Source organism: Streptomyces spiramyceticus, from assembly GCF_028807635.1.
GTDB classification, from domain to species: domain Bacteria; phylum Actinomycetota; class Actinomycetes; order Streptomycetales; family Streptomycetaceae; genus Streptomyces; species Streptomyces spiramyceticus.
The window spans coordinates 4,658,431-4,680,267 of sequence record NZ_JARBAX010000001.1; the positions used below are offsets into that span (position 1 = coordinate 4,658,431).

Here is a 21,837-nt window from a genome sequence, read left to right on the forward strand (position 1 = left end):
GGGCTAGGACCATGGACCCGATGAACCGGGGACCGGAAGAGTACGGCCACGACAACGACCACTTCGGCGAGACCGAAGCCGGTGACGCATCGCGTCGGCCACCACAGGACGCGCTGCCACCGGCCATGGGGCAGCTCAAGGGCGGCGAACAGCCCGCGGCACCGGCGCCCGCGCCCAAGCCCGCTCTCGCCCGCACAGTGCAGGTCATCGCCGGTGACTTCCTGCTCACCGTCAACCCCGTCGACGGCAGCGAGATCGAAGCCTGCCCGCCCGGAGAGCGGCCCCCGCGGCCCGTACGGCACACCGCCGACGACCGCGCCGAGCTGCTGCGCGCGGCACAGCCGCCCATCGCGCCGGGGCCGGTCGTCCCCGACCGCCCGCTCCTCGAACGCCAGGAGGAGCGCGAGCGGCTCGTACGCCTGCTGGCGCGCGGACGCTCCGTGCGGCTGACCGGACCCTCCGGATCCGGTCGTACGGCCCTGCTCGACGCCGTCGCCGCCGACTGCGCCGACCTCGCGCCCGACGGTGTCGTACGGCTCTGCGGCAGCCACCGCGCGCCCGACGAACTCCTCCGCGACCTCTTCGCCGCCGTATACAGCGCGCCGCTGCACCGGCCCGACCGGGCGGAGCTGCTCGGCCTCGTCCACGAGATCGGTGCGGTCGTCGTCCTCGACGACCTGGAGTTCGGCGGAGCGGCGCTCGACGAGCTGCTGGAGGCCACGCCCGAGTGCGCCTTCCTGCTCGCCGCGACGCCCGACGTCGCCGCCCCCTCGCCCGACTCGCACATCGAAGAGGTCTTTCTCGGCGGTCTGGGCCGCAGCGCGGGCCTGGAACTCCTGGAGCGGGCCGTGGACCGGCCGCTCACCGAGGACGAGGCGAACTGGGCCGGCGACCTCTGGTTCGAGTCCGAGGGCCTGCCGATGCGCTTCGTGCAGGCGGGCGCACTGCTGCGGCAGCGCGACCGGCTGCGCGCCGACCCCAACGCCTTTGACGAGTACGGCGTCTTCAACGAGCAGCCGGTCGACGCGCCCTTCGATGCCGAGGACGGTCACGACGTACCCCTGCCCTCGCTCGCGGAGGGGGCGGCGCCCGTCGCGCTGCTCGCATCGCGGCTGAGCGACTCCGCCCGCGCCACGCTGCGCTTCGCCCTCGCGCTCGGCGGCGAGGTCCCGCACCGGGCTCACCTGCCCGCGCTCGTCGGCGACACCCACGCCGACGCCGCGCTCGGCGAGCTGCTCAGCTGCGGGCTGCTCTCGCCCGTCGGCTCGCGCTACCGGCTGGCGGCCGATGTGGCCGTACAGCTGGAGGCCATCGGGTACGCGGACGACGTGACGGAGCGGGCGCACACCGCCGCCCAGCACTACGCCTGGTGGACCGGGCACCCCTCCGTCACGCCCGAGCGTGCGGTGGCGGAGGCCGACGCCGTCCTCGCGGCGCTGAGCGGGCTGGTCCCGGGCAGTGAGGCGGGGCATCCGAGTGCCGCCGTGCTGCTGGCCCGTACGGCCGCACCCGCCTTCGCCGCCGGACTGTGCTGGGGCTCCTGGGAGCGGGCCCTGCGGACCGGCCTGGAGGCGGCGCGACTGGCGGGCGAGGTCGCCGAAGAGGCGTACTTCCACCACGAGTTGGGCGTCCTCGCGCTCTGCACCGGCCGCCTCGACCGGGCCCGCGCCGAGCTGGAGGCCTCCATCGCGATGCGCGGTGCCGTGGCCGACAAGAGCGGCACGGTCGCGGGGCGCAGGGCGCTCGCGCTCGTCGCGGACCGCTCCGGCGCCGGAGCTCCGGCTCTTGGCGCTCGTACGCCCGCAGGCGAGGAGGTGCCGGCCGCGCGCTACGAGGAATCGGCTTCACCGCCCGGCGGAGTGCCCGCTGCGGCCGCACCGTTCATGCTGCCCGAACGGGTCCAACTGGGCGGCGAGGACAGCACGTTGGTCGCGCACCGCTCCGAAGCGGGCGATGGGGGCGGTGGTCCTCGCGCCCTGCTCAGCGGCGCCCGGCGCAACATGGTCGCCGCGGGCGCGGGCGCACTGCTCGTCGCCGTACTCGGCACCGTGGTGACGCTCGGCGCGACATCCGACGACGAAGCGCCGCCGAACAGGGTCACGTCCGAGCAGTCGGCCAACGAGGACGACGGTCTAGATGGCCTGCCGGCCGACGAGCCGACCCCCGGCTCGACGAAGCGCCCCGGCGACCCCGGCGTCCCCGCGGGCCCCGGTACGTCCGGACAGCCCGACCCGGGGCACAGCGGGGACAGCGGGGCCCCTGGGGACCCGTCCACGAGCGGCAAGCCGACGGACGACGATCCCTCGACGCCGGGGAGCAAGCCGCCGTCGTCGAGTGGGTCCACCCGGCCGGGCGGGGGCGGTTCCACGCCGCCCCGGACCACGCCGCCGCCGAGTCCTCCGACGTCCAGCAGCAGGCCGCCGTCGACGCCTCCGCCGACCACGACCAGTCCTACGCCGTCCACGTCGTCGTCGACGCCTCCGCCGGACACCTCGGATTCGGCCAGCGCGCCGGCTTCGTCGAGTGCGTCGGCGACCGAGTCGGCGCCGGAGTCCGGGGCGGGGTCGCCTTCGTCCAGTGCGGTGATCTAGGGGCGGGGGCGCCGCCCCCGGACCCTGCTACCTCGAACGCCGGACGGGCTGGAACATCCAGCCCGTCCGGCGTTCGACGTAGCGGGCCTCTAGAAGAGGCGGAGCTTGTCGTCCTCGATGCCGCGCATCGCGTTGTAGTCCAGGACCACGCAGCCGATCCCGCGGTCCGTTGCCAGTACGCGCGCCTGCGGCTTGATCTCCTGGGCCGCGAAAACGCCCCGTACCGGCGCCAGATGCGGGTCCCGGTTGAGGAGTTCGAGGTAGCGGGTGAGCTGCTCGACGCCGTCGATGTCGCCGCGCCGCTTCAGCTCGACCGCCACGGTCGCCCCGTTCGCGTCGCGGCACAGGATGTCCACGGGGCCGATGGCGGTGGGGTATTCACGTCGGATCAGGGTGTAGCCCTCGCCGAGGGTCTCTATGCGGTCGGCGAGGAGCTCCTGGAGGTGCGCTTCCACGCCGTCCTTGACGAGTCCGGGGTCCACACCCAGCTCGTGCGAGGAGTCGTGGAGGATCTCCTCCATCGTGATGATCAATTTCTCGCCCGCCTTGTTGATCACCGTCCAGACACCGGCGTCGTCCCCGGTGCCCTCCTTGAGGGTGCAGGGCGGCGACATCCAGTTGAGCGGTTTGTACGCCCTGTCGTCGGCGTGAATCGAGACGCTGCCGTCCGCCTTCACCAAGATCAGACGGGGCGCGGAGGGCAGATGGGCGGTGAGCCGGCCCGCGTAGTCCACGGAGCAGCGGGCAATGACGAGACGCATGGGGCGCAACGCTACTCGACGACCCGTGCTCTACGCGATTCGCCCAGTAAGACCCCGTTCGTTGTTGGCTGGTTGTGTTCCCAATCTCCTGGTGCGGGCCCGGACACGCGCTTACCGTGGATGCAGGAGGTCGTCGTGCGTGCACTCTGCGTCGTCGCCCGCCTTCCCTGCCCGTAAGACCTCGCTCCGCGGGGTCGCGAGAGGAGAACCCATGTCGCTCGACGTCTCACCGGCACTGTTGGAACAGGCCGAGCGAGGCGATGTCGACGAAGCCGCATTCGTCGACTGCGTCCGGACCTCCCTGCCTTACGCATGGGAGATGATCAGCTCTCTGGTGGCTCAGCTGAAGGTCGACGGTGGCGAGTTCGCCGACAACCAGACGCCCCCGCCGGACGAGCAGGCACGTGGTCAGTTGCTGCGTGCACTCGCGAGTGACGCGATTCGCGGTGCGCTGCAGCGGCACTTCGGCGTACGTCTTGCATTCCAGAACTGCCACCGCGTAGCGGTGTTCCCGCTGGACTCCACCTCGGACGAGCGGCACGCCCGCTTCACCTCGATCAGGGGCCAGCTCCTCAACCAGTCTCCGGAACTGCGGGACTGCTGAGGCAGTGCTGCCGCTCCGGATTGCGGGAGGTACGTCCAGTACGGAGCGGCAGCATTCCATCACGCCAGGAGCGGCAGCACCTCGGACCCCAGCCGCCGAACGTTCTCCTCGGTGGTCGCCAGGTCGCCCGACCCCTCGGCGAGCAGTGCGAAGCGCGTGATGCCCGTACGCTCGGCCGTCGCCGCCAGCCGGTCCGCGGCCAGCCGCGGCGGCCCCACCGGGTGCAGCTCGCACAGCATTTCTGTGTAGGCGACGGGGTCCCGCATTGCCCGGTGCCGTCCGTCGACCGTGACATGGGCGTCGAGACCCCGTTTGAGCCAGCCGGGCATCGACTTGGTGAGCATCTCCGTGGCGTCCGTCGCGCGGTCCGCGATCTGGGCCAGTCCGGCCGACACATGGCCCGCCGTGGCGACCTTGTCCGGGTCGTGCCCCGCCGCGAGCGCCTGCGTACGCCACAGGGCCACCATCTCCGCTTTGTCCTGGTCGCCGCAGTGCATGCCGAGCAGCATCGGCAGGCCGCGCTCGGCTGCCAGCCGCACGCTTTTGGGCGAGGTGCAGGCGAGGACGGTCTCCGGGCCGTCCGTCGCCGTGTCGTCCAGCAGCTCGTCCGGCCTTGGTACGACGGCGACTTGGCGAAAGTTGAACCGCTCTCCGCTGGCCTCGACGCGCGGCTCGCGCAGCCATCGCAGCAGCAGGTCCAGTGACTCCGGGAACCCCTGCTCGTACGCCGAAAGGCCCGAGCCGAACACCTCCAGGTCCACCCACGGCCCGCCCCGCCCGATGCCGAGCGTGAAGCGCCCGCCGGAGGTGAGGTGCAGCAGCGCCGCCTGCTCGCCGAGGGCGACCGGATGCGCGGTCGGCAGGACACTGACCGCCGTACCCACGCGGATGCGCCGGGTACGGCCGAGCAGAAATGCGGCAAGGGTCACGGCGGACGGACACACGCCGTACGGTACGAAGTGGTGTTCGGCGAGCCAGACCGAGTCCAGTCCGGATTCCTCGGCCACTTCGGCCGACCGCACCGCCCGGTGCAGTGCCTCCCCCTGGCCCTGACCCGGAAACTGGGCCGCCAGTACAAAAGTTCCAACGCGCATCGCCTTCTGCCTCCTTGCGGCCGACGCGGCATCCCCCTTACCGGCAACAACGTGTGACACGTGCCAAAGGCACGGGTGCGACGGAAGTTGTTGCGATTTTCCGGTAAACCGGCTCCGGTGTACGTCCGGCTCTCCTGCCGTGCGGTACGCGTACCCCTGTCGGATGGCCCTAGGCTGGGGGAAACCAGTCCGATCTGACCCGTGAGGTTCTACGTGTCCCCGCGCCGCAACCGCCCCAAGGGTGGCGAGAAGCCGAACGAGCTCGACAGCGGAGCAGCGGCAGGTGACAGATTCGGGCTGCAGAGCAGCGAGTCGTGGCAGGGCGAGCAGTGGTCCGTGCGCCACGTGGCCGGCGCGAGCGCGGCGGGCAAGCGCTACCGCTGCCCCGGCTGCGACCAGGAGATCCCTTCCGGAGTACCGCACTTGGTCGCCTGGTCCGAGTACGGCGGCGTGGACGACCGGCGGCACTGGCACAAGGCCTGCTGGAACGCGAAGGACCGCCGCACCTCCAGGGTGCAGCGGTCCCGTAACGCCCCGCGCCACTAGTGTCCTGCGCCGGAGATTCGTCGGCAGAAACGGGCGAGCGAGGCGAGGATCTCCTCGGCTGTCTTGGTCCAGATGAACGGCTTGGGGTCTTCGTTCCAGTTCTTGACCCACTTGCGGATGTCGGCTTCGAGGGCTTGGACGTTCTTGTGTGCGCCGCGACGGATCATCTGGTCGGCCAGGAAGCCGAACCACCGCTCGACCTGGTTGATCCACGAGGAGCCGGTCGGGGTGAAATGCAGCTGGAAACGGGGGTGTTTGGCCAGCCACGTTCTGATCGCCGGGGTCTTGTGGGTGCCGTAGTTGTCACAGATCAGGTGGACCTGGAGATGTGCGGGGACCTCCTTGTCGATCCTGACCAGGAACTTCTTGAACTCGGCCGCCCGGTGCCGGCGGTGCAGGGCGCTGATGACCTCACCGGTGGCGACATCGAAAGCGGCGAACAAGGTGGTCAGGCCGTTGCGGACGTAGTCGTGGGTGCGCCGTTCGGGCATCCCGGGCATTATCGGCAGGACCGGCTGGGACCGGTCCAGCGCCTGAATTTGGGACTTCTCGTCCACCGAGAGCACCACCGCGCCCTCGGGCGGGTTGAAGTACAGGCCGACGACGTCGTAGACCTTCTCCACGAACAACGGGTCCGTCGACAGCTTGAACGTGTCCGCCAGGTGCGGCTTGAGCTGGAACTTCCGCCAGATCCGGCCGACGGTGGACTTCGACAGACCGCTGCGGTCCGCCATCGACTTACGCGACCAGTGGGTGGCGTTCTTCGGGAGGTCCTCCAGCGTCGTGACCACGACCGACTCCGCCTGGTCGATGCTGATGCTGGGCGGCCGGCCGGGGCGGGGCTCGTCCACCAGCCCGTCCAGCCGCTCGGCGAGGAACCGCCGCCGCCACTTGCGGACCGTGTCCGCGGTCACCCGCAGATCCCGGGCGACCGCCACGATCGGCGGCACCTCCGGCCCCGCGCACGCCAGCACAATCCGTGCGCGCAGGGCCAGCGCCTGGGCCGACGTCGCCCGACGCGTCCACCGCTCCAACACCGCCCGCTCCTCATCACAGAGCAGCAGCGGTTCCAGCTTCGGGCCCCGACGAGGAACTGACGCACCAGCAGCAGAAGTCACACAACAACTAACGATCAACTATTGGCGCAGGACACTAGGGGGTGTCCGGTCGGTCTCCGTGGACGCCGCGGAGACCGACCGGACACCCCCTAGGGCAGTAGGCGCAGTTACACGTCGCGCTTTTCCAGGGCGAGGAAGGCGCCGCCGAGCGCCGCCGCCGTCACGCCAAGCAGGATCCACAGCGGGTCCCAGCCGGACGGCCCCGACTGGGTGACCGAGGCGTCGTAGAAGACACCGAGCTGGTTGGGGATCGAGTACTCGAAGAGCGCCTGCTGAAGGTCGGCCAGCGTCTCGGAGAACATGAACATCGCCAGCACCAGCGGCAGCAGTACGACACCGATCATGATGGTGATCGCGCCAGCCGAGTGGCGGATGAGCGAGCCGACGGCGAGCGACAGCAGGCCCAGCGTCGCGATGTAGAGGCTGACGCCGACCGTCGCGCGCAGCCAGTCCTCACCGGTCGGCGCGACGCCGTCCAGTGCACCGGTCTGGAGCGCTCCGACGATCGCCGTCGTCACCAGCGTGATGACGAAGGACAGCAGGAAGAAGACGATCGCCTTTGCGGCCAGCACACGGGAGCGGCTGGGGCACGCCGTCAGGGTCGTACGGATCATGCCCGTCGTGTACTCGGAGGCGACGGTCATCACGCCGAGCGTGATCACCGGGATGCTGCCGAGCAGTACGCCGAAGAAGCCGAGGCTGAGGACCGGGGTCTCGCCGAGGTCGGCGCCCGAGGAGCCGACGGCCACCGTCGAGAGCACGCCGATGCCGAGGACGAGCACGATCATCACGCCGAGCGTCCAGACCGTGGAGCGCACGGAACGGATCTTGGTCCACTCGGAGGCGAGCGCGTCACCCAGGCTCGCCTTGCGCACCGGGATCGGCGAGATGTACGAAGCGACGCCCTGCTGCTGGTACTGCTGCGGGGCCTGCTGCTGGTACGGGGTCGTCATCGGGCGTCCTCGGGGCTGTCGCTCTTGGTCAGGTCTGCGCCGGGCGTACCCGCGGGCGGCGCTGCCGGTGCGGCGGGCTGTGCGGTGGGCTGGGGCGGCGCGAAGGCGGGCTGTGCGGCGTACGGCGCGGCGGGAGCCGCCGCGTACGGGTTGTGGACCGGCGCGGGCGCCTGGCCCGGCGCGGGGGCACCACCGAAGGGCTGTCCGCCGGCCTGGGGCGGCGGCGGGGCGTACCAGCCCTCCTGCGGCGCCTGTGCGGGCTGGGCGTACCCGGCGGGCTGCTGCGGCTGCTGGAAGCCGGCCAGCTGGTCGGCCGTCGAGCGGTAGTCCACCGCGCCCTGCGTCATCCGCATGTACGCCTCTTCCAGCGAGGCCTGGTGCGGCGAGAGCTCCCACAGCCGTACGTCGGCGCCGTGCGCGAGGTCGCTGATGCGCGGCAGCGGCAGCCCGGTGACGCGCAGGGCTCCGTCCTGCTCGTTCATGACGTGCCCGCCCGCCTCGGAGAGTACGGCGGACAGCTTCTCGCGCTGCTGCGGCTCGGTCTGCGGCGTCCGCACCCGGGCGAAGTCCGCGGAGTTGGCGGAGATGAAGTCCTTGACGCTCATGTCGGCGAGCAGCTGCCCGCGTCCGATCACTATCAAGTGGTCGGCCGTGACCGCCATTTCGCTCATGAGGTGGCTGGACACGAAGACCGTACGACCCTCGGACGCCAGCGTCTTCATCAGGTTGCGGACCCAGAGGATGCCCTCGGGGTCGAGACCGTTGACCGGCTCGTCGAAGAGCAGCACCTGCGGGTCGCCGAGCAGTGCGGCGGCGATGCCCAGGCGCTGCCCCATGCCCAGCGAGAAGCCCTTGGAGCGCCGCTTGGCGACGTCCTGGAGGCCGACCACCCCGAGCACCTCGTCGACCCGCTGGGCCGGGATGCCGGAGAGCTGCGCCAGCGAGAGCAGATGACTGCGCGCGCTGCGCCCGCCGTGCACGGCCTTGGCGTCGAGGAGGGCACCCACCTGGCGGGGAGCGTTGGGGAGCTTGCGGAAGGGGTGACCGCCGACGGTGACATGACCCTCGGTGGGCTCGTCGAGCCCGAGGATCATGCGCATGGTGGTGGATTTGCCGGAGCCGTTGGGGCCCAGGAAGCCAGTCACTGTGCCCGGGCGCACCTGGAAGGAAAGGTTGTACACGGCCGTCTTGGCGCCGTAGCGCTTCGTCAGGCCGACTGCCTCGATCATTCTGCAGCCCCATCGACAGGTCGGGTGGTCGGTCGGGGCTGTGACCAGATGGCCGAACGCGCCCCCGTAAGAGTTAGGAGGATAACCGCGCGCTGACGGTTCCGGCCAAGCCGGACACGGCACCGAACCGTGACCGGAGAGCCGGATTACGCGTCCCGCGCGAGCCTCGGGCTGCGCAGCATGGCGGCCACGCCCATCGAGAAGAGTGCGATGAGGGTCATGTACAGGCCGCCGCCGATCACCGCGCGCAGCACGCCCGGGGTGCTGAAGAGGAAGGTGCCGCGCTGCGGGACGGCGGCGAGGGACGTCCTGATCATTCCGGTGCTGTATTCGTTGGACACCACCAGCACACCGAAAACGATCATTGCAGGCTGCCCAAGACTCGTTCCCGCGAAACTCACGAACGTCGGATCGAAGGTGAGCTTGCCCTCCGCGCTCATGTCCTTGAATTCGTTCCTGGAAAGAATACTGATCAGTACACCGAGGGCGATTGTGGCGATTGCGGAGAGGCTGAGTGTCCGTACCGTGGACTGGACCGATTTGATCTTGGTCCATTCCGAGTTGTACGCGCTGTGGCCGCCGTGAATGGCCTTCGCGTCCAGGAGCGCGCCCGACGGTCAGTTTGTCGCCGTAACGCCCCGTCAGCCCCCGTCAGCCCCGTCGGCTCGATCGTGCGGCCGCGCCAAGGGCGCAGAAAGCCCCCCGCCACCGGAATGGCAGGGGGCCTATTGGGCCTGATTGCGTCGTACGCGTGCCGGCGGTCAGCGGGTCTGCTGCGCCGGGACGCCGCGGGTGATCGGCTCGTCGTCGGCGGGGGCACCGGCGGCGGCAACAGCCGCACCGGTCAGCGTGGCCAGCATCTCGCGGACGTTGGTCAGCTGCGCGTTGATCGAGTCGCGGCGGTTGGTGAGCGCCGCCAGCTCGCGCTCCGATTCGCTGCGGATCCGGTCGGCCTTGGCGTTGGCGTCGGCCACGATGTCCTCGGCCTGGCGCTGCGCGGTCTCCACCGTCTGACGGGCGCGGCGCTCCGCGTCCGTACGAAGCTTCTCGGCCTCCAGGCGGAGCTGCTCGGCGCGGTGCTCGATCTCGGCCAGACGCTTCTCGGCCTTGGCCTGACGCGAAGCCAGGTCGCGCTCGGACTGCTCGCGGCGCTTGGCCAGGTTCGTCTCGAAGTCCGCGGCGGCCTGGGCGGCCTTGGCGCGGGTCTCCTCGAAGAGCGCGTCCGCCTCCTCGCGCTTCTGCTGCGCGTCCTTCTGAGCCTCGGTGCGGAGCGTCGAGGCGTCACCCTTGGCCTTCTCGACGATCCGTACGCCCTCGTCCTCGGCCTTCGCCTTGCGCTCCGAGGCGAACGATTCGGCATCGTTGCGCACCTGCTGGGCGGCGGACTCGGCGAGCTCGCGGTGCTGTTCGGCGGCGCGACGGGCCTCCTCGCGCAGGTCCTTCGCCTCCTCCTCGGCAAGACGGAGGATCTTCTCGACGCGCGCACCGAGACCGGCGTACGACGGCTCCGCGTCGCTCACCTGGGCCTGGGCGTTCTGCGTCTCGAGGTGAAGCTCCTCGATGCGCTTTTCCAGAGCAGTGATTCGGGCCAGAGCGCTGTCACGGTCGGCGACGAGTTTGGTAATGCGGTCGTCCACCTGACCGCGGTCGTAACCACGCCGCACGAGCTCGAAGCCGAATGGGGAGGAAGTGTCGCTCATGAGGTTCCTGTCGAATGAGACCGGTGAGGTGATAGGGGGAATCCTAGGGGCCCGAGCGGCGTGTCATCGAGCCAATGCCGGTTTGATCTGGAGAATGACACCCCTTTTGAGTGGCTAACTGCCGGACCGCTTGCCACCCGCAGGGGTGAACACCCGCGTGAAGCACTTGACTGGGGGTCTTGGCTACCCCTCGGAGGACTTGCCACCCGAACGATTCCCGCCCGCCGCCGCGCCCGCTTTGACCGCACCCGCGGCAGAGCCGCTGTTCGGTGCCGTTTTGCCGCCCCCGGCAGGTGCCTCAAAAGACTCCAACGCCTCAAGTACGTCCTGGACACGGGAGATTTCGGCCTGAATGTCCTCACGGCGGCGTACCAGCACATCGAGCTCGCGCTGCCCCTCGTCGACCAGACGCTTCGCCTCGGCCTCCGCCTCGGCATGCACCCGCTCGGCGTCCCGTACCAGCTCGGCCTTCTTCCGCTCGGCCTCCTTGAGCAGCCCCTCGGCCTTCTTCACCGCGGCGAGCCGGACCTTGCCGGCCTCGGAACTCGCGTCGGAGACCATCGCCTTGGCCTTCGCCTCTGCCTCAGCCTGCTGCTCCGTCGCCGCCTTCACCAGCTTGTCGACACGCTCGCCGGCCGTCCGCATCTGTTCGGACGTCTCCCGCCGGGCCCGCTCGTGCAGCTCCTCGATCTCGCTCTCCACGCGAGCGCGCAGCTCCTCCGCCCGCTCCCTTATGGCGGTGGCGTCCCTGCGGGCCCCGACGAGCAGCTCGTCGGCGTCCGTACGGGCCTTCTCCACCAGGGAATTGCCCTCGATCGTCGACTCCGCGACCAGCCGCTCGGCCTCCTTGCGCGCCGCGCCGACCATCGTGTCGGCCTGCTCCTCCGCCCGGGTCGCCGCGAGCAGGGCCTCCTCCTGGGCCTTCGCCATCAGCTGGTCCGCCTGCTCCGCCGCGTCCGCACGGCGCTTGGACGCCGCCTCGCGCGCCTCGTCGAGCAGCCGGTCGGCCTCGGTCCGCGCATCGCTGCGCATCCGCTCTGCCGCTTCCTCGGCGTCCGCCCTGACCTTCTCGGCCTCGGACCTGATGCGCTCCGCCGCCTGCTGGGCGGAGCCCACCGTCTCGGCGGCCTCCGCCCGCAGCCGCTCGGCCTCGCCGCTCGCATCCGAAATGAGCTTGTCCGCCTCGGCGCTCGCCTCGGAGACGAGCTTGTCCGCCTGCGACGCGGCGTCCCCGCGGCGCTTGTCGGCGGCCTTGCGCGCCTCGTCGAGGACCCGCCCGGCCTCTTCGCGTGCCTCGGTGCGCAGCCGCTCGGCGCCGGCCTCGCCGTCCGCCTTGATCTGCTCGGCCTCGGAACGGATCCGGGTCGCATCCTGGCCCGCAGCCGTCAGCGCCTGCACGGCCTCGGCCGCCATCCGCTCGGCCTCGCTCGTGGCCTCGCCGATCAGCCGGTCCGCCTGCGCCGCGGCGTCGTTACGGATGCGGTTGGCGTCCTCGCGGGCCTCGGCGCGCGAACGGGCCGCGTCCTGCTCGGCCGAAGCCAGCGCGTCGGACGCCTCCGTACGCATCCGCTGAGCCTGCTCGGAGGAGTCGGAACGCAGCCGGTCCGCCTCCTCGATGGCCTCGCCGACCGTGCGCTCCGCGAGCGCCTTCGCCGCGTCGGTCTCCTCCTGCGCCTGGCGGCGTACCCGGGTGGCGTCCTCGGTGGCCCGCTCCCGCTCCTCGTACGCGTCGGCGCGGACCCGGTCCGCCTCCTCCTGCGCCTCGGTCTTCGTACGCTCTGCGGCGTGCTCGGCGGCGGAACGCAGCCCGGCCACGTCCTGCTCGGCCTGCTCGTGCAGCCCGGCCACCGCGTCCCGTACCTGCTGCGCCGTCTGCTCGGCGGCGGCCACCAGCTCGGTCGCCCGGTAGTCCGCCTCCTGGACCAGGCGCTGCGCCTCGGTCTGCGCGTCGTCGACCCGCTTGCGGGCGGAAGCCAGCAGCTCCTCGCTCTGCTCGCGGGCCTGCGCACGCTCCTGCTCCGCCTCGTCGCGCGCGGCGGCCAGCGTCTCCTCCGCCGTCCGGCGGCGCCGCGCGGCCTCCTCCTGCGCCGCGGCCAGCGCCTCGGCGGCCTCGGCCCCGACGCGCTCGGCGGCGGCCGCGGCCTCCGCGCGCATCCGGTCCGCGCTCTCCTGCGCCTCCGCCTTGAGCCGCTCAGCCTCGTTCGCGGCCTCACTGCGCAGCCGTACGGCGACGGCCTCGCCCTCGGCACGCGACTGCGACGCATCGGCTGCGGCCTCGTCACGGAGCCGCTCTGCCTCGGTCTCGGCCTGCGCCTGGAGCGTACGTACCCGCTCCGCCGCCTCGGTCCTGAGCCGCTCGATCTCCTCGCCAGCCTCCCGGCGCAGCCGCTCTGCCTCCGCCCGTGCGTCGCGCAGCGCCTCCTCCGCGGCGGCGACGCGCTGCTCGGCCTCGGTGTGCAGCCGGGTCAGTTCCTCGGCGGCCTCCGCCTGTCGGGCGGCGATGGCGCGCTCGGCCTCTTCGCGCAGCGCGCGGGCGGCCTCCTCGGCGTCGGCCATGGTGCGCTGTGCCTGCTCGTCGGCCTCCGTGCGCAGGTGGTCGGCCTCGGTGCGGGTGCGCTCCAGGGTCTCCTCGGCCTGCTTGCGCAGCGTCGTGGCGCGCTCGATGGCCTCGGCGCGGACCCGCTCGCTCTCGGCGGAGGCGGAGGTGCGCAGCTCATCGGCGTCGGCCCTGGCCTTGGTCAGCAGCTCCTCGGCGGTCCTGGCCGCCTCCTCGATCTGCTGGACGGCCTCACGGCGGGCCTCGCCGCGGATCCGCTCGCCCTCGGCGACCGCCTCGGCCCGCAGCTGCTCGGCCTCGCCGCGCAGCCTGCGCGCCTCCTCCTGCAGCTCGACCGTCTTGGCCCGGTACTCCTTGGTGTCGTCCTTCGCGGCGCCCTTGAGCTGGTCGGCCTGCGCCGCCGCCTCGCTGCGCAGCCGCTCGATCTCCGCCTCGGCCTCGCGCCGGATCCGTTCGGCCTCCTCGGACGCTTTGCCGGTGGTCTCCTTGGCGTCGGCGGACGCCTTCGTCAGAACCTCTTCGGCGGTACGGGCGGCCTTGGCAAGCTGGGCCGCCGACTCCTCGGCGGCGACCGTACGGGCCTTCTCGGCAGCCTCGGCCAGCAGCCGCTCGGCCTCGGCCTCGGCATCGGCGCGGGCCTGCTCGGCCTCCGCCTTGACCGTCTCGGCGTCCTTCGTGGCCTCCGCGACGAGCCGCGCGATCTCGGACTTGGCCGTACGGGTGCGCTGCTCATTGACCGACTCGGCGGTCGTCAGCTGCTTGGCGGCCGAGTCCTTGGCCTCGGTCAGGACTTTCTCCGCCTCGGCGCGCGCCTCGCGCAGCGCCGTCTCGGCCTCCTGCATCCGCTGCTCGGCGGTGCGGCTGAGCTCTGCTGCCTGCTGCCGTGCCTGGTCGGACTCGGCGGTGGTCGTCGAACGCAGCTGCTCGGCGTGGGTGGTCGCCTCCTGCGCCTGGTTGGACGCGGCGTTCAGCAGGCGCTCGGCGTCCTTGCGGGCGCGCAGCAGAATCGCTTCGGCCTCGCTGCGGGCGTTCTCGGCCTCCGCGCCGAGCCGCTGGCGGGCCTCACGGGCGACCCGCTCGGCCTCCGCGCGGGCGGCGGACAGAGCCTGCTCGGCCTCGGCGCGGGACTCCTCCAGGAGCCGGCGTGCCTGTGACTCGGTACGGGCGCGAAGCTGCTCCGCCCACGCCACGTTCTCGTTGACGTGCGCCTCGACGGTCTGCCTGCGCTCCGCCAGCTCCTGATCGAGGCGCTGGCGGCGGGTGACGGCCTCGGAGTGCAACTCCGCCTGGAGCCTTGCCTGGTGCTCGGCGTGCTCCTGGAGGATCCGCTGAGTCTGCGCACGGGCGTCGCGCAGTTCGCGTTCGGCGTCCGTGCGCAGCTGGTCGGCCTGGATCTGGGCGTTACGGAGCAGCTGTTCGGCCTGGTAGCCGATGTCCGCCGCATCGTAGGCAGGTCGGGACGCGAGGTTGCGACGCGCCTCGTGGAGCTTGGCGCGCAACACCTCGACCTGGTAGCCGAGGTCCTCGGCGTGCTGAACCGCCTTCTCCCGCTCGGTCTTCAGCCGTTCCATCTCGGCTTCGAACCGCGAGAGATGGTCGGCTTCAGCCCGCGGTGGGCTCTCCTGGCGTTCGTAGCCCCGCACTGCGCGGTCCCATCCGTCCCCTGGTCGCAACTCTTCCGAACAAGCACCACCCTGACATCGAGCGGCCCCCGGGGGAATGGTGTCAGATCAACAGAGAGGCATGGGTCACAGGCCCCGGACCGGCCCGGGACCGGAACGGCCCACTCTACCGGCCGTCCAATCCGGAGGTCAGTGCTCCGTGGCGTCGGCGGGGGCTGAAGTGACCAGTTCTGTCAGTACCCCGTGACAGTCCTTGGGGTGCAGGAATGTGATACGGGATCCCATCGATCCGATGCGCGGCTCGTCGTAGAGAACCCGTACACCCTTGTTACGGATGGCCTCCGCGTCGCCGTCCACGTCGGCGGTCCCGAAGGCGATGTGGTGGACCCCCTCACCGTTCTTGGCCAGCCACTTTCCCACCGCGGAGTCCTCCCGGGTGGGTTCCAGGAGCTGGAGGTACGAGGCGCCGCCGTCGGACGTCTCATTGATCTTGAGCATGGCTTCGCGGACGCCCTGCTCCTCGTTGACCTCGGAGTGGAACACTTGGAAACCGTAGGTCGAGCGATAGAACTCGACCGTCTTGTCGAGGTCGAAACAAGCAATTCCGATGTGGTCGATTCGCGTCAGCATGGGTCCAGTGCAGCGCTATTGACGGTGGTTACGCAACGTGCGCGCGATCACACTCGCTGCCCGGTGACCCGGCCCGTACCGCTCAGTACATTGAGGTAAACCCTCGTTCACTACCGCGTCACTACACCTCAAGGGGCCGTGCCTCATGTCTGGAACGAACCGCACCACCTCCGTCATCGTCGCCGGCGCCCGTACGCCCATGGGGCGTCTGCTCGGCTCCCTCAAGTCCTTCTCCGGTGCGGATCTCGGCGGATTCGCGATCAAGGCGGCGCTGGACCGGGCCGGAATCGGCGGCGACCAGGTCGAGTACGTGATCATGGGGCAGGTCCTCCAGGCCGGAGCGGGCCAGATCCCGGCACGCCAGGCCGCCGTCAAGGCCGGCATCCCGATGAACGTGCCCGCGCTGACCGTCAACAAGGTCTGCCTCTCCGGGCTCGACGCGATCGCTCTGGCGGACCAGCTGATCCGCGCCGGCGAGTTCGACATCGTCGTGGCCGGCGGCCAGGAGTCCATGACGAACGCCCCTCACGTGCTGCCGAAGTCCCGTGACGGCTTCAAGTACGGCGCGATCGAGATGCTCGACTCCATGGCGCACGACGGTCTGACCGACCCCTTCGAGGGCATCGCCATGGGCGAGTCCACCGAGAAGCACAACACCCGGCTCGGCATCGCGCGGGCGCCGCAGGACGAGTTCGCGGCGCTCTCGCACCAGCGGGCCGCCGCCGCCCAGAAGAACGGCCTCTTCGAGGCCGAGATCACGCCCGTCGAGATCCCGCAGCGCAAGGGCGACCCGGTTCTCTGCTCGAAGGACGAGGGCATCCGGCCCGACACGACCGCCGAGTCGCTGGGCAAGCTGCGGCCCGCCTTCGCCAAGGACGGGACGATCACGGCCGGTACGGCCTCGCAGATCTCGGACGGTGCGGCGGCTGTGGTGGTCATGAGCAAGGCCAAGGCCGAGGCTCTTGGGCTTGAGTGGATCGCCGAGATCGGGGCTCACGGGAACGTGGCCGGTCCCGACAACTCGCTTCAGTCGCAGCCCTCGAACGCGATTGCGCACGCGCTGGGCAAGGAGGGGATCGGCGTCGAGGATCTCGACCTGATCGAGATCAACGAGGCGTTCGCCGCGGTCGCCGTCCAGTCAATGAAGGACCTCGGAGTTTCGCCGGAAAAGGTGAACGTCAACGGTGGCGCGATCGCCCTCGGGCACCCGATCGGCATGTCCGGTGCGCGGGTCGTCCTGCACCTGGCGCTGGAGCTGAAGCGCCGTGGCGGCGGCGTCGGTGCGGCGGCGCTGTGCGGCGGCGGCGGTCAGGGCGATGCGCTGATCATCAAGGTGCGGGGCAACTGAACCGTCCGTATTCAGGTACGCGGTAGGTACGCCGATTCAAGGAGCGGAGCTGTGATGCAGGACGTCCCCGAGCTGGTGGCTCAGGCGCGAGAGGGCCGGCCGCGTGCCGTTGCCCGGCTGATCTCGCTGGTCGAGGGGGCGTCCCCGCAGCTGCGCGAAGTGATGGCGGCGCTGGCTCCGCTCGCCGGCAATGCGTATGTCGTGGGTCTTACCGGCTCGCCCGGTGTCGGCAAGTCGACATCTACGTCGGCGCTCGTTTCGGCGTACCGGCGGGCCGGGAAGCGGGTCGGGGTGCTGGCCGTCGACCCGTCGTCGCCGTTCAGCGGGGGCGCGCTGCTGGGTGACCGGGTGCGGATGTCGGAGCACGCGTCGGACCCTGGGGTTTACATCCGGTCGATGGCCACGCGCGGGCATCTCGGCGGGCTCGCGTGGGCCGCGCCGCAGGCTATCCGGGTGCTGGATGCGGCCGGGTGCGATGTGGTGCTCGTGGAGACGGTGGGCGTCGGGCAGTCGGAGGTGGAGATCGCCTCCCAGGCCGATACGTCGGTGGTGCTCCTTGCCCCTGGGATGGGGGACGGGATCCAGGCCGCGAAGGCGGGGATCCTGGAGATCGGTGACGTGTACGTCGTGAACAAGGCCGACCGGGACGGGGCGGACGCGACCGCCCGCGAGCTCAACCACATGCTGGGGCTCGGGGAGTCCCGGGGGGCGCACGACTGGCGGCCGCCGATCGTGAAGACGGTGGCGGCGCGGGGCGAGGGCATCGACGAGGTCGTCGAGGCGCTGGAGAAGCACCGGGCTTGGATGGAGGAGCGGGGGGTTCTCGGCGAGCGGCGGGCGAAGCGGGCGGCCCACGAGGTGGAGACGATCGCGGTCACCGCGCTGCGGGAACGCATCGGCGACCTGCGGGGGGACCGGCGGCTCGGGTCGCTCGCGGATCGGATTGTGGCGGGCGAGCTGGATCCTTATGCGGCGGCGGATGAGCTGGTGGCGGGGTTGACGGAGGGGTAGTGCGGGTTGGGTGGCGCGGTTCTTGGCTGTGGCCGCCGTGGGCCCCGTGCGGGGTTTGGCTTGCGCCGGGTGGGCCCCGTGCGGGGGTTGGCTTGCGCCGCGTGGGCCCCGGGCGGGCTCGGGCCGCTCCGGGGGCGCCATTCGGGACTGCATGATTTAGCTGCGGTGCGGGGGCTGCGTGTGCGAGGCCAGTAATTCGCGCACAAATCACGCTTTACGTCCCGAACAGCGCCCCCTGCGTGACCCGCCCCCTCGCGCCGGTGGGTGGTGCCGACGCCGCTTGCCTGGCGGGGTTTCGGCCGGGGGTCCCGGGGGTTGTCCCCCGGGCAGGCACAGCACGTCCCGAACAGCGCCCCCTGCGCGACCCGCCCCCTCGCGCCGGTGGGTGGTGCTGCCCTTCCTTCGGGTCAGTCGTTGTCGCCGTCGTCCGCGTCGTCCGCGTCGTCCGCGTCGTCCGCGTCGTCCGCGTCGTCAACGTCGTCAACGTCGTCCACGTGGGACTTGAGTACCTTCGCTGTGGTCGCGTCTACGTCCAGCTCGTGCTCCTTGCCGTCCTTGCCGTCGATTTCGATCTCCCAGAGCAGACGGCCGTTGCTGTCGTCGTCGTCCAGGTCTATCGACGTCACCTTGCCGGGGGTCGACTTCAGGGCCGTCTCCATGGCCTCGTCGGCCGTCACCGGTGTGCCCTTGGGGGCTCGGTCGTCGTCGTCCTGATCGTCGTCGAATGCTGCTGCCGCGACGCTCGTCGTCCTGGTGCTTGTCGGCTGCGTGGCTTCGTCGTCCGCTGTGGCGAAGGCCGTCGTGGTTCCGCCGACGATGAGCAGGGCCGCTGCGGCCGTGGCGATGGCGAGCTTGCGCTTCATGAGTGTTCTCCCGAGCAGACGTTGGTTGTGTTCGTTGCTGTGGAACCAACATGGCCGAGCGATGCTGAAGGCAGCCTGAAGTCGCCTGAAGGAATCTTCAGGTTCGGTTTGCGAAGCTGGGCGCATGCGCTTGTTGATCGTGGAGGACGAGAGGCGGCTCGCGGTGTCCCTGGCCAAGGGGCTCACCGCCGAGGGCTTCGCCGTGGACGTGGTGCACGACGGGCTCGAAGGGCTGCACCGGGCGGGGGAGGGCTCGTACGACCTCGTTCTGCTCGACATCATGCTGCCCGGAATGAATGGCTATCGGGTGTGTGGTGCTCTGCGGGCCGCCGGGAACGACGTGCCGATCCTGATGCTGACGGCCAAGGACGGGGAGTACGACGAGGCCGAGGGGCTGGATACCGGTGCTGATGATTATTTGACCAAGCCGTTTTCGTATGTGGTGCTGGTTGCTCGGGTCAAGGCGTTGCTGCGGCGGCGGGGTGGTGGTGCCGGCGCCTCGCCGGTGGTCGTTGTCGGGGATTTGCGGATGGATACCGCCACTCGGCGTGTGTACCGGGGCGAGGACGAAGTCGTGCTGACCGTCAAGGAGTTCGCCGTACTTGAGCAGTTGGCGGTGCGGGCGGGCGAGGTGGTCAGCAAGGCGGAGATCCTGGAGCACGTCTGGGACTTCGCGTACGAGGGCGATCCGAACATCGTCGAGGTGTACGTGAGCGCGCTGCGGCGCAAGCTCGGCGCCGGGCGTATTCAGACGGTGCGCGGCGCCGGGTACCGGCTGGTGGCGGGATGATGCGCCGGCTCTTCGGATCCGTACGGGCGAGGGCCGCGCTCGGTGCGACCGTGGTCGTCGCGGTGGCGCTGGTCGCTGCGGGGCTGGCTGTGCTGTTGGTTCTGCGGGCCAATCTGACCGACCAGGCGGATCTTCAGGCCGAGGTCGACGCGCGGGATGTGGCTTCGCAGGTGGCTCTGGGGCGTTCGTACGGCGGGCTGGATCTGCCCGACGACCGGCCCGTGCAGGTCGTCGACGAGGGCGGGCGCGTGGTCGCCGTCAGCGAGGACCTGGAGGCGATCGAGGGGGCGGGGAGTCCGGCGGTGCGGGCCGGCAGCGGTTCCGGGGAGCCGGTGGATGGTGACGATGACGATGATGACGACGACCCGGGGCGCGGCGAAGTGTCGGGGGACGAGCCTCGGATGTCGTCCGGCAGTGCCACGGTGGACGGCGAGCGGGCCGACTACCGCTTCGTCGCCGTCGAGGCGACCGCACCCCAGGGGCAGACCGTCACGGTGTACGCGGGTGCGCCCCTGGCCACCGAGCAGGACGCGGTCGGTACGGTGCGCGAGGCCATGCTGATCGGGCTGCCGCTGCTGCTCGTGGTCGTGGGCGGGGTGACGTGGCTGGTGACGCGGCGGGCGCTGCGGCCGGTGGAGGGCATCCGGCGGGAGATGGCCGCGATCACGGCCTCGGAGGACCTGTCGCGGAGGGTTCCGGAGCCGGACGCGCACGATGAGGTGGCGCGGCTCGCGGTGACCACCAACGAGACGCTCGCGGCGCTGGAGGCGTCGGTGGAACGCCAGCGGCGGTTCGTCGCCGACGCGTCGCACGAGCTGCGCAGCCCGATCGCATCGCTGCGCACGCAGCTGGAAGTGGGCTCCGCACACCCGGAGTTGCTGGATGTGGAGGGTGCGGTGCGTGACACCGTACGGCTTCAGGGTCTCGCCGCCGACCTGCTGCTGCTCGCCCGGCTGGACGCGGGGGAGCGGCCGGGGCAGGGGCGGGTCGATGTGGGGGCGCTCGTACGGGAGGAGATCTCCCAGCGTTCGGACCGGCTGCCGGTGGTGGTGAACGTACGGGCGGGTGCGGCCGAAGTGGAGGGATCGCGCGGGCAGTTGGCGCGTGTGCTGGGAAATCTGCTGGACAACGCGCAGCGTCACGCGCGGAGTTCGGTGGAGGTGACTGTGCGGCGTGACGGTGCGGCTGTGGTGGTGGAGGTCGCTGATGACGGGGGCGGGGTGCCGGTGGACGAGCGGGAGCGGATCTTTGAGCGGTTCGTACGGCTCGACGATGCGCGGAGTCGCGACGACGGCGGCGCGGGGCTGGGCCTGGCCATCGCGCGCGATGTGGCGGAGCGGCACGGGGGGTCACTGACGGTGGCGGAGGCGGTGCGCGGGGCTGGTGGGGGTGCGGTGTTCGCGCTGCGACTGCCGGTGGCGGGAGGGTGAGTTGCGCCCGCCTGCGGCGGGCAGTGCGCGTCCCACCCGCCCGCTCGTTCAGCGGGGCTGGGAGGTGAGCGCCTCCGCTGGGCAGCTCGACGCCGTCGGCGGCTGCCGGGCTGTGGTGCCAGGCCCCGGCGCGGGCGGAGTTCGGCTCAGCGCGCGGTGGCTTGGGTGCCTCTTGCCCGCCTGCGGCGCGGGGCTGTGGAGTGCCAGGCCCCGGCGCGGGCGGAGTTCGGCGCAGCGTGCCGCGGTCGCGGGGTCGGCTCTCCCGGCGCAGCGTCGTGCAGCGTGCCGTAGCCCGGAGGCCCCCGGCCGGGTCGTGTCAGGGGTGCGTTGGGGGGAGGGGGCTGCCGGGGGCTCGCTGGTTCGGGGTGGTGGGGAGTGGCGGCTCCCCGGGGTCTAGCGGTGCCGGCGCGCGGTGGGGAGGGTCAGGACCTGCCGCGGCGGCCGCGTAGTTGGTCTACCACCGGGGTCAGCGATGCCTTCATGTCGGCCAGTGCCTCGGGGGCCAGCATGCCGATGAAGTGCTTGCGTACCGACTCCACGTGGTGCGGCGCGACCTTCTGCATCGTCTCGCTGCCCTCGTCGGTGAGGACGGCGTACAGGCCACGCCTGTCGGACTCGCAGTTCTCTCTGCGGACCAGCCCCGCGTTCTCCATGCGCGTGATCTGGTGGGAGAGGCGGCTCTTGGACTGAAGCGTGGCGGCCGCGAGGTCGCTCATCCGCAGCCGGCGCTCCTCGGACTCGGAGAGGTTGACCAGGATCTCGTAGTCGTTCATCGTCAGCCCGTACGGCTGAAGGTCCTTTTCGAGTTGGTAGGTCAGCAGCCGATTGGCATCCAGGTAGGTGCGCCAAGCGCACTGCTCTGCATCGGTCAGCCAGGGGGTGGCCGTCTCGGTCTCCATGTATGGATTCTACCTAAGAAGTTGAATTCTGGACGAAGTTGCGGAGTGTGACGCCCGGCACGACCGGCGCGCAGAAGGGGCGCAGGCGTTC

At 70.9% G+C, this 21,837-nt stretch carries 17 protein-coding genes and 1 pseudogene; 7 read left to right on the plus strand and 11 right to left on the minus strand.

Going from position 1 to position 21,837, the window contains the following annotated elements; genetic code table 11:
• Positions 1 to 11: 11 nt before the first annotated feature.
• Positions 12 to 2,591 carry an ATP-binding protein gene (locus tag PXH83_RS21520; protein ID WP_274562081.1) on the plus strand — a complete coding sequence of 860 codons (2,580 nt, stop codon included), beginning with the start codon at positions 12 to 14 and terminating at the stop codon, positions 2,589 to 2,591.
• An 89-nt stretch (positions 2,592 to 2,680) separates the two neighbouring features.
• On the opposite strand, the gene nucS is transcribed toward PXH83_RS21520, so the two are convergent.
• Positions 2,681 to 3,352 carry an endonuclease NucS gene (gene nucS / locus PXH83_RS21525; protein WP_274562084.1) on the minus strand — a complete coding sequence of 224 codons (672 nt, stop codon included), beginning with the start codon at positions 3,350 to 3,352 and terminating at the stop codon, positions 2,681 to 2,683.
• 211 nt (positions 3,353 to 3,563) lie between these two features.
• Between nucS and PXH83_RS21530 the strand changes: the two genes are divergently transcribed.
• Positions 3,564 to 3,956, plus strand: coding sequence for an SCO5389 family protein (locus PXH83_RS21530; RefSeq protein WP_214928108.1), 393 nt, complete (start codon positions 3,564 to 3,566; stop codon positions 3,954 to 3,956).
• Between the two features lie 59 nt (positions 3,957 to 4,015).
• Here the strand turns inward: PXH83_RS21530 and PXH83_RS21535 are convergent, their stop codons facing one another.
• Positions 4,016 to 5,050, minus strand: a complete 1,035-nt coding sequence (locus tag PXH83_RS21535; RefSeq protein WP_274562085.1) for an LLM class flavin-dependent oxidoreductase — start codon at positions 5,048 to 5,050, stop codon at positions 4,016 to 4,018.
• 213 nt (positions 5,051 to 5,263) lie between these two features.
• Between PXH83_RS21535 and PXH83_RS21540 the strand changes: the two genes are divergently transcribed.
• Positions 5,264 to 5,596, plus strand: a complete 333-nt coding sequence (locus PXH83_RS21540) for an ATP/GTP-binding protein (protein WP_274562947.1) — start codon at positions 5,264 to 5,266, stop codon at positions 5,594 to 5,596.
• Here the strand turns inward: PXH83_RS21540 and PXH83_RS21545 are convergent.
• From PXH83_RS21545 to mce, 7 genes and pseudogenes are all read right to left on the minus strand, one after another.
• On the minus strand, positions 5,593 to 6,714 hold the full coding sequence (locus PXH83_RS21545; RefSeq protein WP_420803196.1) for an IS630 family transposase: 1,122 nt from the start codon (positions 6,712 to 6,714) through the stop codon (positions 5,593 to 5,595). The two genes, PXH83_RS21540 and PXH83_RS21545, sit on opposite strands and share 4 nt — an antisense overlap.
• A gap of 107 nt (positions 6,715 to 6,821) precedes the next feature.
• Positions 6,822 to 7,667, minus strand: coding sequence for an ABC transporter permease subunit (locus PXH83_RS21550; protein ID WP_274562088.1), 846 nt, complete (start codon positions 7,665 to 7,667; stop codon positions 6,822 to 6,824).
• On the minus strand, positions 7,664 to 8,896 hold the full coding sequence (locus tag PXH83_RS21555; protein WP_274562091.1) for an ABC transporter ATP-binding protein: 1,233 nt from the start codon (positions 8,894 to 8,896) through the stop codon (positions 7,664 to 7,666). The genes PXH83_RS21550 and PXH83_RS21555 overlap by 4 nt, the downstream gene beginning before the upstream one ends.
• Positions 8,897 to 9,054: 158 nt before the next feature.
• Positions 9,055 to 9,483 (minus strand): annotated as a pseudogene (locus PXH83_RS21560) (ABC transporter permease); the annotation flags it as partial.
• Between the two features lie 174 nt (positions 9,484 to 9,657).
• Positions 9,658 to 10,596 carry a coiled-coil domain-containing protein gene (locus PXH83_RS21565; RefSeq protein WP_214928102.1) on the minus strand — a complete coding sequence of 313 codons (939 nt, stop codon included), beginning with the start codon at positions 10,594 to 10,596 and terminating at the stop codon, positions 9,658 to 9,660.
• Between the two features lie 183 nt (positions 10,597 to 10,779).
• Positions 10,780 to 14,796 (minus strand): polarized growth protein Scy, encoded by a 4,017-nt coding sequence (gene scy / locus PXH83_RS21570; protein ID WP_274562093.1) that lies wholly within the window; start codon positions 14,794 to 14,796, stop codon positions 10,780 to 10,782.
• Between the two features lie 168 nt (positions 14,797 to 14,964).
• The gene (mce, locus tag PXH83_RS21575) at positions 14,965 to 15,405 is read right to left on the minus strand and encodes a methylmalonyl-CoA epimerase (protein ID WP_274562094.1); all 441 of its coding nucleotides are present in this window, start codon (positions 15,403 to 15,405) and stop codon (positions 14,965 to 14,967) included.
• Positions 15,406 to 15,550: 145 nt separating this feature from the next.
• Here mce and PXH83_RS21580 point away from each other — a divergent pair, with 145 nt between their 5' ends.
• On the plus strand, positions 15,551 to 16,753 hold the full coding sequence (locus PXH83_RS21580) for an acetyl-CoA C-acetyltransferase (RefSeq protein WP_274562095.1): 1,203 nt from the start codon (positions 15,551 to 15,553) through the stop codon (positions 16,751 to 16,753).
• A 54-nt stretch (positions 16,754 to 16,807) separates the two neighbouring features.
• Positions 16,808 to 17,764, plus strand: a complete 957-nt coding sequence (meaB, locus tag PXH83_RS21585) for a methylmalonyl Co-A mutase-associated GTPase MeaB (RefSeq protein WP_274562950.1) — start codon at positions 16,808 to 16,810, stop codon at positions 17,762 to 17,764.
• A gap of 407 nt (positions 17,765 to 18,171) precedes the next feature.
• On the opposite strand, the gene PXH83_RS21590 is transcribed toward meaB, so the two are convergent.
• Positions 18,172 to 18,627 carry a PepSY domain-containing protein gene (locus tag PXH83_RS21590; protein ID WP_274562097.1) on the minus strand — a complete coding sequence of 152 codons (456 nt, stop codon included), beginning with the start codon at positions 18,625 to 18,627 and terminating at the stop codon, positions 18,172 to 18,174.
• Positions 18,628 to 18,751: 124 nt separating this feature from the next.
• Here PXH83_RS21590 and PXH83_RS21595 point away from each other — a divergent pair, with 124 nt between their 5' ends.
• A complete protein-coding gene (locus tag PXH83_RS21595; protein ID WP_274562099.1) occupies positions 18,752 to 19,417 on the plus strand; it encodes a response regulator transcription factor in 666 nt (221 codons plus the stop codon).
• On the plus strand, positions 19,414 to 20,847 hold the full coding sequence (locus PXH83_RS21600) for a sensor histidine kinase (protein WP_274562100.1): 1,434 nt from the start codon (positions 19,414 to 19,416) through the stop codon (positions 20,845 to 20,847). The genes PXH83_RS21595 and PXH83_RS21600 overlap by 4 nt, the downstream gene beginning before the upstream one ends.
• 422 nt (positions 20,848 to 21,269) lie before the next feature.
• Here the strand turns inward: PXH83_RS21600 and PXH83_RS21605 are convergent, their stop codons facing one another.
• Entirely contained in the window at positions 21,270 to 21,746 is a 477-nt protein-coding gene (locus PXH83_RS21605; RefSeq protein WP_214928095.1) for a MarR family winged helix-turn-helix transcriptional regulator, read from the minus strand.
• Between the last annotated feature and the right edge of the window lie 91 nt (positions 21,747 to 21,837).